Below are 12,705 nucleotides of genomic sequence, written 5' to 3'. Positions count from 1 at the left end.
CGGCCCGCTCAGCCCCAGGGCTGGGAGGTGCCCGTGGGCAGCTGCTGCGCGGAGCCGCCCTTGCGGGCGTACCACTCGCTGGCGCCGCCGACGAAGAACAGCACGATCGAGGCGACCGCCGCGATCGTGATCACCCAGGGCACGATCGTCAGGAAGCCGGCCACGAGCGTGAGGAGCGCGGCCACGGCGGCCGAGATGACCGTGAGGATGCGCGCCCAGTTCTGCCGCATCAGCGCCAGGATGCTGGTGACCAGGGCGATCAGGCTCCACACGGCGAGCACCACGAAGATGCCGATCACGACGCCGCCGATGTCGTCGACGGTGAGGTTGCCGTAGTCGCCCGAGGCGAGCTCACGCTCGAGGTCGGGGCGGATCTCGTCGAGCACCGCGTCACCGCCGAGTGCCACGAGTCCGGCGAAGATCATCACGATGGCCGAGGAGATCGCGGCCACCAGACCGGCCGCCAGCACCGTGCCGGGTCGCTTGTCGGGGTCGCGCTGCTGCACGCCGAACGGCTGCTGGCCGTAGGGCTGCTGGCCGCCGTAGCCGGGCTGCTGGCCGTAGGGCTGCTGGCCGTAGGGCTGCTGGCCGTAGGGCTGCTGACCGTACGGGCCCTGGCCGGAGGGGCCGCCCTCGCCGGAGGGGGACGGGGAGGGGTACTGGGGGTCGCTCATGGGGTCATGAAACACCAGCGCCGGTGGCCCGGCGACACCACGCGCGCGATTCGGGGCGCAGCAGCAGCCCCACGGTCGCCGCGCCCGCGGCCAGCGGCAGCACCATCGCGACGCTGGCCAGCATGGTGACGAGCGAGAGCCCGCTCACCAGCGCCGCGGAGACCAGCAACCCGCGCCGACCCCACGAGCGCCCCCGGAACGTGCCGACCGCGAACACCGCTGCGGCCACGCACCACGCCAGCGCGACGCCGCACAGCACCAGCGTGCTGGCGCGCACCTCCCCCTGCGTGAGGCCCGCCGAGGAGAGCGCGTCCGGGTTCTGGCGCTGCAGCTCCTCGAAGAGCAGGTCGGGCACGGTGGCCAGGGTGAAGGCCGTCGCCGCGATGCCGAGCGCCACCAGGCCGGTGGCGATCCAGGTGACCAGGCACGCCGCCAGCACCGAGGAGGGCCTCCGCGTCGGGACCGGTTGCCCGACGCCCGCCCCGCCGTAGGGAGCCTGGCCGTAGGGAGCCTGGCCGTAGGGAGCCGGTTGCTGGGCGCCGGAGGGCGGCCAGGCCATCGGGGGCACGGAGCCCGACGCGGTCGATCCGGGCGCGGCAGCCGACGTCGGCGCGGGCTGCCGCGCGGCGGCGGGCGACGCCGTGCTCGGCGCCGGCCGGCGCGGCTCGGGCGGCGCCTCGCCGCGGAACCAGCTGGCCGAGGGCTGCAGCCACAGCGTCACGATGAGGCCGACGACGAGCGCCGTCAGCAGGCTGCTGACGGCGAACCCGCCGACGAGCAGCGGCAGGGCGAGCACCGAGAGCCCCACGCGCGCGCTGTGCGAGCGGGTCAGCACGTAGCCGCCGAGGATCGCCGCCGCGGCGGCGCTCGCGCCGCCGACCAGCATCAGCACCCGCAGCACCGACCGCGCACCCTGCTCGCTCAGTCCGAGGCCGGAGCCGGGCGGCTCGGCCAGGAAGTCGCGGACGGCCTCCTGGGTCTCCAGGCTCTGCAGCCCGGCCACTCCCTCGAAGGCCGAGACCACCAGCAACGCGGACCCGCCGAGGATCCCCCAGGCGGCGAAGCCGGTCTGGCGCGGGCGCTCGAGGGTGGCGCCGGAGCGGGAGCCACGGCCGGGGCGGTCGTCGGGGGTGTCGGGGGGCACGGTCCCATTCCAGCAGACCGACCCCACCCGCCTGCCGGCCCTGCCGGGTCAGACCCGCAGCGCGAGGCCCCCGCCCTCGGCGGCCTCGACGCGCACGGCGCCGCCGTCGACGACCTCGCCGCCGATCAGCATCCGCGCCAGCGGGTCGCCGATCGCGCTCTGGATCAGCCGGCGCAGCGGCCGCGCCCCGTAGGCGGGGTCGTAGCCGGTCTCGGCGAGCCAGGTGCGGGCGGCGTCGTCGACCTCGATGCTGATCCGCCGCACCGCCAGCCGCTGCTCGAGCAGCGCCAGCTGCAGGTCGACGATCCGGGTCAGGTCCGCCAGCGTCAGCGCCTCGAACAGCACGATCTCGTCGAGCCGGTTGAGGAACTCGGGCTTGAAGGCCGCGCGCACGGTGGCCATCACCGACTCGCGCTTCTTCTCCGGGTCCAGCAGCGGGTCGACCAGGAAGCCCGAGCCCAGGTTGCTGGTCAGGATGAGGATCGTGTTGCGGAAGTCGACCGTGCGGCCCTGCCCGTCGGTCAGGCGACCGTCGTCGAGCACCTGCAGCAGGATGTCGAACACCTCGGGGTGCGCCTTCTCGACCTCGTCGAGCAGCACCACCGAGTAGGGGCGACGCCGCACCGCCTCGGTCAGCTGGCCGCCCTCGTCGTAGCCCACGTAGCCCGGGGGCGCGCCGACCAGCCGCGCGACGGCGTGCTTCTCGCTGTACTCGCTCATGTCGATGCGCACGATCGCGCGCTCGTCGTCGAAGAGGAAGTCCGCCAGCGACTTGGCCAGCTCGGTCTTGCCCGTGCCGGTGGGTCCGAGGAAGAGGAAGGAGCCGGTGGGCCGGTTCGGGTCGGCGATGCCGGCGCGGGAGCGGCGGACGGCGTCGCTGACGGCGCGGACGGCGTCGGCCTGACCCACGAGCCGCTCGCCGACGACCTCCTCCATGCGCAGCAGCTTGGCGGTCTCGCCCTCGAGCATCCGGCCGGTGGGGATGCCGGTCCAGGCCTCCACCACCTCGGCGATCTGCTCGGCGCCCACGGAGTCGCCGACCAGCGGGTCGACGTCGGCCGACGCCACGCTCTCGGCCTCCTCGGCCGCGGCGATCTGCTGCTCGAGCGCGGGGATGCGGCCGTAGAGGATCTCGCTCGCGGCCCCCAGGTCGCCCTCGCGCTGCAGCCGCTCGGCCTCGATGCGCAGCTGGTCCAGCTGGGCGCGCAGCTCGCCCTCGCCCTCGCGGGAGGCCTTCTCCTGCTCCCAGCGGGCCTCGAGCGCGCGCAGCTCCTCCTCGCGGTCGGCCAGGTCGGCGCGCAGCACTGCCAGCCGCTCCACCGAGGCGTCGTCGGTCTCCTTCTCGAGCGCGAACTCCTCCATCTTGAGCCGGTCGACGACGCGCCGCAGCACGTCGATCTCCTCCGGGCTGCTCTCGATCTCCATCTTCAGGCGCGAGGCCGACTCGTCGACCAGGTCGATGGCCTTGTCGGGCAGCTGGCGGCCGGTGATGTAGCGGTCGGAGAGGGTGGCGGCGGCCACCAGGGCGGCATCGGTGATGCGCACCTTGTGGTGCGCCTCGTACTTCTCGCGGATGCCGCGCAGGATCTGGATGGTGTCCTCGACGGAGGGCTCGCCCACCAGCACCTGCTGGAAGCGCCTCTCCAGCGCGGGGTCCTTCTCGATCCGCTCGCGGTACTCGTCGAGCGTGGTCGCGCCGATCATGTGCAGCTCGCCGCGGGCCAGCATCGGCTTGAGCATGTTGCCGGCGTCCATGGCCGAGTCACCGCCGGCGCCCGCCCCGACGACGGTGTGCAGCTCGTCGATGAAGGTGACCACCTGGCCACCGGCGTCCTTGATCTCCTCGAGCACGGCCTTGAGCCGCTCCTCGAACTCGCCGCGGTACTTGGCGCCGGCCACCATCGCGGCCAGGTCCAGGCTCAGCACCCGGCGGCCCTTGAGGGAGTCGGGCACGTCGCCGTCGACCACCCGCTGGGCCAGGCCCTCGACGACGGCGGTCTTGCCGACGCCGGGCTCGCCGATGAGCACCGGGTTGTTCTTGGTGCGGCGCGAGAGCACCTGCACCACGCGGCGGATCTCGGCGTCGCGCCCGATGACGGGGTCGAGCTTGCCCTCCTCGGCGGCCCGGGTCAGGTCGACGGAGTACTTCTCCAGCGCCTCGTAGGTGGACTCGGCGTCCTGGCTGGTGACCCGCCGGTTGCCGCGCACGGCGGTGAGGCCCTCGCGCAGACCGGCCTCGGTGAGCCCGGCCTCGGTGAGCAGCCGCTGGGCGCTGCTCTCGGTGCCGGCCAGGGCGATCAGCAGGTGCTCGGTGGCGACGTACTCGTCCTTCATCGACCCCGCGAGGTCGAGGGCGCCGGCCAGCACCCGGGTCAGCGAGGCCGACCCGGCGGGCTGCTGCACGGTGGAGCCGCTCGCCCGGGGCAGGGCCGCCAGCGCCTGCTCGGCCGCGGCCGCCACGGCGCCGGCGTCGACGCCGGCCTTGGCCACCATCGTGCGCGCGGTGCCCTCGGGCTCGCGCAGCAGCGCGGCCAGCAGGTGCACGGGCTCGGTGTGCGGGTGACCGCCGGTGGTCGCGGCCAGCTGCGCGGCCTCGATGGCCTCGCGGCTGCGGGTGGTGAACTTGTCGGCGCCGAACTGGCTCACGGGCGTCTCCTGGATCTGTGCTGGTGCGGGGTGCGCCTCCACGAGGCTGTCACACTCGTCAACGTCAGAAAAGTTGAGTCTGTTCCGCTCAACTCCAAGTGGGTGAGCTGATTTCGATCCGGTCTGGTCCGCGCCGCCCGATCTGCCGCGATCCCCTTCCCACCGGCGCCGACGTCCCTAGCCTGGAACCTCCGGGGGAGGCGCGGTCGGGGAGGGCTGCGCCGGGAGGCCCCGGTAGGGGGAGCAGTGAGCAGCCCAGCGACCGTTCTCGTGGCCGCGCAGGTGCCGCACGCCTCCGCACACCTGGTGCACCTGGGCGTCGTCGTCATCGGGGTGCTCGGCCTGGCCGCCATCCTGCTGCCCCACCTCGTGCACCGCGCCGCGACGCCGCTGCCACATTCCCACCACGCCAGCAGGACCGTCAGCAGCACCGCCGGCCGCGACCACACCGGCCTGCCCGACGAGGTCGCCGCGCACCTCGCGCTGCTGCGCACCACCACCGCGCGACCCGCACCCGCGCGAGCCGCCGCCGCGACCACCCCGCGCTGCTGGCTGCCGCTCGCGGTGGTGGGCAGCACCGTGGCCGCCGGGGTGCACGCCGCCCTGGTGCCGCCCCACTCCGCCACGCTGCCCACCCTGGCGATGGCCTTCGCCGTCTGCGCCGCCGGTCAGCTGGGCTGGGCGGCGGCCCTGGTGCTGCGACCCACGCCGTGGCTGCTGCGGCTCGGGGTCGCCGCCCAGCTGGGGGTCTGCGCCCTGTGGGCACTCAGCCGCGCCACCGGGCTGCCGCCGCTGCTCCCCGGCCCCGAGCCGGTGGGCGCGTGGGACCTGCTCGCCCTGACGACGCAGCTGGCCGCCGTGGCCGGTGGCGTGTGCGCGCTGCGTGCGGGGCACGGGCACCGCACCGCCCACTGGCTCGACTGGCACCCGGCCCCGCACGTGGTGCTGACCCTCGGTGTCGGCGCCCTGGCGCTGCTGACCCTGGGCGGGGTGGGGGCGGCGTGAGCTGGTACCTGGGCGCGGCCTTCAACGCCGGCATCGCCGTCGCCTACCTGTTCGTCTGCCTGGCGATCCTCAGGCCGCTCGCGCGGAGCAAGCAGCTGCGCAGCAACCCTCTCGGCGCCGCCACGGCCGCCATCTTCTTCACCTGCGCGGTGCACCACGGCGGCCACGCCGTGCACATGCTGCTGCCCTCCTTCGGGGTGAGCGACCCGGCCGGCCTGGCCATGCGCGAGGCCTGGACCTGGCCGCTGACCGTCTGGGACGCCGTCGGCCTGGTGGTGGCGATCTACTACTTCACGCTGCGGCGCACCTACGGACCGCTCATGCAGGGAGCCGCGCTCTTCGAGGACCTGCGCCGCCGCGAGCAGCAGGCCCTGGAGCTCAACGACAGCGTGCTGCAGGGCCTGGTGGTCGCCAAGCTCGCCCTCGACCTCGGCGACTCCGCGCGCGCCGGTGCGGCGCTCTCCTCCTCCATCGCCTCGGCCAGTGACATCATCACCGACCTGCTGGGCCACGAGCACTTCACCGTCGAGCTCCTGCGCAGCAGCCCGGCCGTCATCGACCTCGGCGAGGAGCCGGGCCGGCCGTGAGCATCACCAGCGTGCCCCTGACCGCCCCCCGGGTGGTGCTGGTCGACGACACCGCCGACCTGCGCGAGCTGATGCGGATGGCACTCACCCGTGGTGGCTACGACGTGGTGGGCGAGGCGGGCGACGGGCGCCAGGGCATCGAGGTGTGCGCCGCCCAGCAGCCCGACCTGGTGCTGCTCGACCTCGCGATGCCGGTCATGGACGGCATCGAGGCGCTGCCCGGTATCCGCCGCCGCTGCCCCACGGCCCGGATCGTGGTGCTCTCCGGCTTCGGGGCCGACCAGATGGCGGCCCGCGCCGTGGCCGCCGGCGCCGACGGCTACGTGCAGAAGGGGGCACCGATCCGCAGCATGCTGGCCTACCTGCAGCAGGTGCGGCACGACGGCGGCGCCACCACCACCACCACCAGCACCGCCACCGCCGGCACCACCGGGCGGTCGCTCCCCCCGCTCTCGCTGGTGAGCGACCCTCCCGGGCCGCCCCCCGACTCCCCCAGGCCGCCTCCCGACACCCTGCCGGGCGAGGCGCTGGCACTGGCCCCGCTGGGCGTGCTCGCCCTCACGCCGCCGTCCCCCGCCGCCGCGGGCGACGAGGCGGTGCGCGTGCTCGCCTTCAACCCCGAGGCCCGCGCCCTGCTGGGGGCCGACCTGTGCGAGGGCGCCACGCTCGAGCAGGTCGCGCCGCGGCTCGCCGAGGCGCTGGCCCGCCACCGGCTGCACCCCGACGCCGAGTACGAGCTCGAGACCGCCACCGGGGTGCGGGTGCGGGTGCGCCAGCGCGCCGCCGACGGGTCGCTCCTGCTCTACCTGGACCGCGCTCCCGAGGACGCCCAGCTGCTGCGACGGGCCATCGCCACGGCCGCCCACGAGGTGCGGGGACCGGTCACGGTGCTCGGCGGAGTGGCCGAGATGATCGCCGAGGAGTCCGACGTCGACGGCGCTGACCTGGCGCGGATGATGCGCGCCGTCACCCGGCAGGTGCGGATCCTCGACACCATCACCGCCGACCTGCTGACCGCCGCCCAGGTGCACCGCGGGAGCCTGCGGCTCCAGCTGCGCCCCGTCGACCCCGGCGAGGTGGCCACCTTGGCCCTCGAGCGCTCCGGCGTCCGCGGCGAGGCGGCCACGGTGCGGGTGCTCGACCCGCGCACGGTCCTGGCCGACCCGCTGCGCCTGGAGCAGATGGTGGCCAACCTGGTGCACAACGCCGTCAAGTACGGCGCACCGCCGATCGAGGTGCAGGTGCGCGGGTCGCACCGGTCCGGGCACCTGGAGATCGCCGTCCTGGACCGCGGCGGTGGCGTGCCCGAGGCGTTCCACTCCCGACTCTTCAGCGAGTTCGCCCGCGCCGACGGCGTCACCGCCGCCGGTACCGGCCTGGGGCTCTACGTGGTGCGCACCCTCGCCGAGGCGCAGGACGGCGCCGTCGCCTACGCCCCACGCGAGGGCGGCGGCGCGGAGTTCACGATCACCCTGCCCGCCGCCTGACCGGCACGGGATCGCAGGCCCGCGCGGTCAGGAGTGCGAGGGCGGCTCCGCGGCATCGCTGGCCGGAGGGGTGGCGTGCTCGGGGAACGCCACGGTGGCGGCGTCCTCCTCGAGCAGGCAGGCCTTGCAGAAGTCCTCGCCGAACGGGGTGAGGTGGATGCTGCGCCGCACCACCTTGGCGAACTTCACCGAGTGCATGGCGGCCAGCACGTCGGGCTGCGCCTCGACCACCTGGTACTCCAGCGGGTCGCGCAGCGCCTCGCGGGAGAACCACACGAGCCCGAGCCGGAACAGGTTGTTGAGGTAGGCCGGCACCTGGTCGAGGTAGCGGCACCCGGCGCGTGCGCCGATCATCGTCAGCCCCGGCGCCACCAGCTGGCTGTTGACCATGCCGATCGGGCCGCCGGTGCGCACGTCGACGCTGGGCTGCGGGCCGCCCTTGAGCAGCAGCAGGAGGATGCGCGCCTCGTCGGGTGCGAGCTCGCCGAGGATCCGCTCGAACGCGGGGTGGCCCTCGTCGGTGTTCCAGACGTCGCGGGAGCGGTGCAGCAGCTCCTGCCCCCGCTCGCGCAGCGAGGTCTGCGGCGGCTGCCGGGAGTGACCTGGGCGTGAGGTGTGTGAGTGACCGTTGACGACGGTGCCGTCCACCACCTCGCCCTGCTCGACGATGCCGCCGAGCGACTCCCCCGCCGACATCAGGGCCTTCGAGACCGGGGTGCCGGCCGAGACCGAGCGCGCCAGCTCGCCGACCACCGAGGCGGCGCGGGTCACGTCGCGGGCCAGCTCTCCGGCCTCCTCGGGGCGGGTCACCGCGCGGCCGACGCGCAGCCAGGCGCGCGCCGAGGTGCGCACGCCCCACTCGGTCGTGTGCCAGGCCGCGTGTGCCGCGACTCGCGCCAGGCCCGGGATCGCCTCGATGGCGCCCTCGACCTCCTCGCGGTTCGTGCCGCGGTGGCGCTCCACCCCGCTCACGTGCCCCTCCTGCCGCCGGTCACCGTTCTGCTCGTCAGCCACCCTGTACCCCGAAGATCGCCAGGTGCAGGAAGCCGCCCGCCGCGCCCATGATGGCGCCGTGGGCGTAGAGCATCCACTCGTCCTCCTTGATGGCGGCGCGCATCATCTCCACGAAGTCGCGCGGAGGCAGCTCCTTGGTGCGCGTGGCCACGAGGACGCGGATCTTCTCGGCCTGCCGGGCCGAGAACTCGGGGTCCTTGAACGGCGTCAGCGTGCGTCCCACGGCCTCGGCGGCCACGGAGTCGCGGATGGTGTCGAACCGCGCCGGGCCCACTGCCACCCGGACGGCGGCGCGGGCGGGACCGGCCGCCCGGTCGATGGCCGGGCGCAGCGCGGTGGCGAGCATCTGCCGGGTCCGGTCGCCGCGGGGGCCGTCGAGGATGAAGTCACCGATCCGCTCGAGGGTGATCACGTCCTCGGCGATGATCCGCGCGTAGACCTCGGCGGCCTCGTCCTGGCGGCGCAGGAACAGCCCGTGCACGGGGATCACGCCGAACAGCCGCTTGGGCTCCGGCGGCTCGAAGATCAGCCACATGCCGAGCGCGTTGGTGATCCACCCGATCGCGACACCCATCACGGGAAGCACCCACCACAGGTGCAGGATCGAGTCGGCGATCGCCAGCGGGATGCCGAGCAGGAATCCGAAGACGAAGCCGAAGCGCACCATCAGGTCGAGCTCGCGCTGGCCGAAGTCGCGGAAGATCCGCACCACCAGCTCGGGGTTCTTCCGGAAGTGGTCGATGACCATGATCTTCGGGTCGAGCAGCTGGTCGATGTGGATGCCGATCTCGTCGGTGACGGTGCCGACGACGCCCGGCAGCTGGGCGGCGACCCGCTCGTAGATCGCCTCCTTGACCGGTCGCGGGAGGTCGCGCCACAGCCGCGGGTGCTCGCGCGTCATCACCTCGTCGACCAGCTGGGGCACCTCGGGGCGGAAGACCCGCACGATGTGCTCGGCGATCTGGTCGGGCTCGAGCTGCTGGTAGAACTCCGCGGGCGTGCCGAGCTTGGAGATCGCCTTGTCGACGGCGATCGACCCCATCTTGGCGGCCCGCGCGGGCACGATGCCCTGCCAGCCGATGCCCCCCTGCAGGACGCCGGGCACCTCCTGGATCTTGCGCGGCAGCAGCGCCGAGATCTCGCGGAAGCCCGGCACCGTGACGCCGTGGAAGCGCACGGGGCTGAACAGCATCCACAGGCCGGACCAGTTGATCAGCCATCCGATCACGCCGGTGAAGACCGGGATGGACAGGAACGCCACCCAGTTGAGCTCCTCGAGCCACTGGGTGAACCACTCCTGCGCCGCGTCCACGTGCCGCTCCTGACTCCGCCCGCTCACCCGGGGCTCGGACCCCGAGGGTAGTGCCTGACTACCGGGAGTAACAGGAAAGGTGCAGCGGCGTTACGCCCGCGGTACGGGGCCCTGGGTCACACCCGCCTAGGCTGGCGACGTGAGCCTGGACTGGAGCGACTACGACGGCGTCCTGTTCGACCTCGACGGCGTGATCACGCCGACCGCCGAGGTGCACATGCGGGCCTGGGCGGCGATGTTCTCCCAGCTCCTGACCGACCTCGGGGTGGCCGAGCCCTACACCGACCAGGACTACTTCGACCACGTCGACGGCAAGCCCCGCTACGACGGCGTCCGGGCGTTCCTGGCCTCGCGCGGGATCGAGCTGCCCGAGGGCAGCCCGGAGGACCCGCCCACCGCGCAGACCGTCAGCGGGCTGGGCAACCGCAAGGACGCCGTCTTCGCCGAGGAGCTGCGCACCGACGGCGTCGAGGCCTACCCGGGCTCGGTGGCGCTGCTCGACGCCCTGCGCGAGCGCGGGGTGCCGATGGCGATCGTCTCCTCCTCCCGCAACGCCCCGGCGGTGCTGGAGGCGGCGGGCGTGGCCGACTACTTCCCCGTGGTGATGCACGGCGGCGTGGCCGCCGAGCGGGGACTGGCCGGCAAGCCGGCGCCCGACACGTTCTGGGCCGCCGCCGACGACCTCGGGGTGGCCCGTGACCGGGCCGTCGTCGTCGAGGACGCCACCAGCGGCGTGGCCGCCGGTGCCGCCGGCGGCTTCCCCGCGGTGGTCGGCGTCGACCGCGGCGCGGGCGAGCAGGCGCTGCGCGAGGCCGGCGCCACCCTCGTCGTCCAGGACCTGGCCGAGCTCCTTCCCTGACCCAACCGGTCCAGCCGGTCCAGCCGGTTCAGGCCGGGGCCAGGGCCCGGCAGGCGCGAGCCGCGACGCCGTCGGCGTAGGAGTGCGTGAGCGGCCCGGAGCCCTGCTGCCAGCGGTGGAACACCGGCGCGACGACGAGCTCGAGCGCCTCGAGGTCTCCGACGCCCTCCCCCACCTGGCCCACGGCGCGGGCGGCGGCGAAGCGCGCGCCGAACGCCTCCAGCTGCGGGGCGAAGATCGTCTCCAGCACCTGGCCGCGCAACCCCTCGTCGAGCAGGGTCTCCACCGTCAGCGCGCGCAGCAGGCTGCTCCAGGTCTCGTCGGCGAGCTCGTCCACGATCGCGCGCAGCACCAGCGCCAGGTCGGCCTCCAGCTCGCCGGTGTCGGGCAGCGCGTGGTCCCCGCCCGTCCGGGCACGGTGGGCCAGGGCGTCGACGACGACCGCGCCCCGGCTGGGCCACCAGCGGTAGATCGTCGCCTTGCTGACGCCGGCGCGCGCCGCGACCGCCTCGACCGTCACCTGGGGGTAGGGACGCTCCGCCGTCAGGGCCAGCGCGGCCTCGAGCACGGCCGTGCGGGCGCGCTCGGAGCGCCGGGCGGCGTCGGGCGGTCGGGGTGCGGGCGGCACGCCACGATGGTAGCGTCACGAAACGATACGCACCGTTTCGTCATTCAGGAGGACGCCGTGGCTCACCTCGGCATGGTCAGCATCCCGGCACCCGGGCACGTCTACCCCTCGCTCGAGGTGCTGCGACGCCTGGTGGAGCGCGGCCACCGGGTCACCTACGTCAACGACGAGGCCGTGCGCGCCGAGGTCGAGTCGGTGGGCGCGCGGCTCGTGCCCTACCGCTCCGTCCTCCCCCGGGCCAACACCGCCGGCGGCGACACCGCACCCGACACCGGCTACGCGGGCGACGCCGTCGACCACCTCGCGCTCTTCCAGGACGAGTACGAGGCGATGCTGCCGGTGGTGGAAGCGGCCTTCGCCACCGACCGCCCCGACCTGTTCCTCTACGACATCGCCGGCATCCCGGCGCGGTTGCTCGCCGACACCTGGGGGCTCCCGGCGCTGCAGCTCTCGCCGACCTACGTGGCCTGGGAGGGCTACGAGGAGGACCTGGCGGACTTCCACCACCAGCTGCGCACCGACCCCCGCGGGGTCGCCTACCTGGAGCGCCAGCAGGCGATGCTCGCGCGCTGCGGCGTCACGACCGATGCGCTGACCTACCTCGGCCGACCGCCCCGGTGCGTGGTGCTGGTGCCGCCCTCGCTGCAGCCGCACCTGGAGCGCGTGGACCAGGGGACCTACACCTTCGTGGGCCCGGCGCTGCGGCGCACCGACCCCGGGGCCACCTGGACGCCCCCGCCCGGGCGCCGGGTGCTGCTGGTCTCGCTGGGCACCGCCTTCACCCGCCGGCCCGACTTCTACCGTCGCTGCCTGGCGGCGTTCGGCGGCCTCGACGACTGGCACCTGGTGCTCCAGGTCGGGCGCCACGTGTCGGTCGAGGAGGTCACCGGCGGGGGGCCCGTGCCACCGGACGTCGAGATCCTGCCGTGGGTGCCGCAGCTGGAGGTGCTGCGCCATGCGAGCGCCTTCGTGACCCACGCCGGCATGGGCGGCTCGGCCGAGGGCATGGCGACCGGCACGCCGATGATCGCCGCACCCCAGGACGTCGATCAGTTCAGCAACGCCGACGCCCTGGTGGCGGCGGGCGTCGCGCAGCGAGTGGACAGCGCGACCGTGGGCGTCGAGGAGCTGCGCGCCGCCCTGGCCGCCGTCACCTCCGAGCCGGTGCGCCGTCGCGCGGCCGCACTGGCCGCCGAGATCGAGGAGGCCGGCGGCGCCCGGACCGCCGTCGAGGTCGTCGAGTCGCTGCTGCCGCGCGCGTGACCACCGTCGCACCCCCGCGGATGCCGGCCCGCGCCACATGCCGTCGCCCCTATCGTTCTCGGCATGACGGTCGAGCCCCCTGACGA

The 12,705-nt window shown here is 74.3% G+C and carries 11 protein-coding genes; 5 read left to right on the top strand and 6 right to left on the bottom strand.

Translation table 11 applies throughout. From position 1 onward, the window contains the following. Positions 1 to 8: 8 nt before the first annotated feature. The 3 genes from ABD948_RS02060 to clpB are packed head-to-tail and all read right to left on the bottom strand — an operon-like array spanning position 9 to position 4,464. Positions 9 to 674 (bottom strand): hypothetical protein, encoded by a 666-nt coding sequence (locus ABD948_RS02060; protein ID WP_345262385.1) that lies wholly within the window; start codon positions 672 to 674, stop codon positions 9 to 11. A 4-nt stretch (positions 675 to 678) separates the two neighbouring features. Further along, positions 679 to 1,818 (bottom strand): hypothetical protein, encoded by a 1,140-nt coding sequence (locus ABD948_RS02055; RefSeq protein WP_345262384.1) that lies wholly within the window; start codon positions 1,816 to 1,818, stop codon positions 679 to 681. A 48-nt stretch (positions 1,819 to 1,866) separates the two neighbouring features. Next, on the bottom strand, positions 1,867 to 4,464 hold the full coding sequence (clpB, locus tag ABD948_RS02050) for an ATP-dependent chaperone ClpB (RefSeq protein WP_345262383.1): 2,598 nt from the start codon (positions 4,462 to 4,464) through the stop codon (positions 1,867 to 1,869). A 246-nt stretch (positions 4,465 to 4,710) separates the two neighbouring features. Here clpB and ABD948_RS02045 point away from each other — a divergent pair, with 246 nt between their 5' ends. From ABD948_RS02045 to ABD948_RS02035, 3 genes are read left to right on the top strand one after another with little or no spacing between them, the layout of a single operon-like run. Beyond that, positions 4,711 to 5,469 carry a hypothetical protein gene (locus ABD948_RS02045; protein WP_345262382.1) on the top strand — a complete coding sequence of 253 codons (759 nt, stop codon included), beginning with the start codon at positions 4,711 to 4,713 and terminating at the stop codon, positions 5,467 to 5,469. Next, positions 5,466 to 6,056: a hypothetical protein gene (locus ABD948_RS02040; protein ID WP_345262381.1), complete on the top strand. Its 591-nt coding sequence runs from the start codon at positions 5,466 to 5,468 to the stop codon at positions 6,054 to 6,056. The genes ABD948_RS02045 and ABD948_RS02040 overlap by 4 nt, the downstream gene beginning before the upstream one ends. Further along, complete coding sequence (locus tag ABD948_RS02035; protein WP_345262380.1) at positions 6,053 to 7,543, top strand: sensor histidine kinase; 1,491 nt, start codon at positions 6,053 to 6,055, stop codon at positions 7,541 to 7,543. Before ABD948_RS02040 ends, ABD948_RS02035 begins: the two co-directional genes overlap by 4 nt. A gap of 27 nt (positions 7,544 to 7,570) precedes the next feature. Here the strand turns inward: ABD948_RS02035 and ABD948_RS02030 are convergent, their stop codons facing one another. Both ABD948_RS02030 and ABD948_RS02025 read right to left on the bottom strand, forming a co-directional pair. Next, a complete protein-coding gene (locus ABD948_RS02030) occupies positions 7,571 to 8,515 on the bottom strand; it encodes an Abi-alpha family protein (RefSeq protein ID WP_345262379.1) in 945 nt (314 codons plus the stop codon). Between the two features lie 34 nt (positions 8,516 to 8,549). After that, positions 8,550 to 9,869 (bottom strand): DUF445 domain-containing protein, encoded by a 1,320-nt coding sequence (locus ABD948_RS02025; RefSeq protein ID WP_345262378.1) that lies wholly within the window; start codon positions 9,867 to 9,869, stop codon positions 8,550 to 8,552. A 145-nt stretch (positions 9,870 to 10,014) separates the two neighbouring features. Between ABD948_RS02025 and ABD948_RS02020 the strand changes: the two genes are divergently transcribed. Further along, on the top strand, positions 10,015 to 10,728 hold the full coding sequence (locus ABD948_RS02020) for an HAD family hydrolase (RefSeq protein WP_345264437.1): 714 nt from the start codon (positions 10,015 to 10,017) through the stop codon (positions 10,726 to 10,728). 28 nt (positions 10,729 to 10,756) lie between these two features. Here ABD948_RS02020 and ABD948_RS02015 read toward each other — a convergent pair whose 3' ends face one another. Further along, complete coding sequence (locus tag ABD948_RS02015) at positions 10,757 to 11,356, bottom strand: TetR/AcrR family transcriptional regulator (RefSeq protein WP_345262377.1); 600 nt, start codon at positions 11,354 to 11,356, stop codon at positions 10,757 to 10,759. 57 nt (positions 11,357 to 11,413) lie between these two features. Between ABD948_RS02015 and ABD948_RS02010 the strand changes: the two genes are divergently transcribed. Next, positions 11,414 to 12,619, top strand: a complete 1,206-nt coding sequence (locus ABD948_RS02010) for a macrolide family glycosyltransferase (protein ID WP_345262376.1) — start codon at positions 11,414 to 11,416, stop codon at positions 12,617 to 12,619. Positions 12,620 to 12,705: the final 86 nt, after the last annotated feature.

This window comes from Nocardioides nanhaiensis (assembly GCF_039542785.1).
Classification (GTDB): domain Bacteria; phylum Actinomycetota; class Actinomycetes; order Propionibacteriales; family Nocardioidaceae; genus Nocardioides; species Nocardioides nanhaiensis.
The sequence above is the reverse complement of the archived record's forward strand: the minus strand, read 5'-3'. Positions and strand labels throughout refer to the sequence as shown.